This window comes from Paenibacillus sp. MER TA 81-3 (assembly GCF_023713585.1).
Classification (GTDB): Bacteria; Bacillota; Bacilli; order Paenibacillales; family Paenibacillaceae; genus Paenibacillus_B; species Paenibacillus_B profundus.
In genome coordinates this window covers 1-286 of record NZ_JAMAWB010000121.1, presented here as the reverse complement: position 1 = coordinate 286, position 286 = coordinate 1, and the positions used below count along the sequence as shown (strand labels likewise).

Annotated in this window: 1 rRNA gene; it reads left to right on the top strand. The window is 53.8% G+C overall.

What is annotated here, in order from left to right:
• A 23S ribosomal RNA gene (locus tag M3650_RS31515) occupies positions 1-286 on the top strand; the annotation flags it as partial.

Below are 286 nucleotides of genomic sequence, written 5' to 3'. Positions count from 1 at the left end.
CAGGTTGAAATTCCTGTACCACCGTAAGCCGTTATGAGCAATGGGGGGACGCAGAAGGATAGGGACGCGAGCTGATGGATGCTCGTCCAAGCAGTGAGGCCGGTCAGTAGGCAAATCCGCTGACCATGAAGGCTGGGCTGTGATGGGGAGGGAAATTTGTAGTACCGAAGGTCTTGATTTCATGCTGCCAAGAAAAGCCTCTAGCCAGGATGAAGGTGCCCGTACCGCAAACCGACACAGGTAGGCGAGAAGAGAATTCTAAGGCGCGCGGAAGAACTCTCGTTAA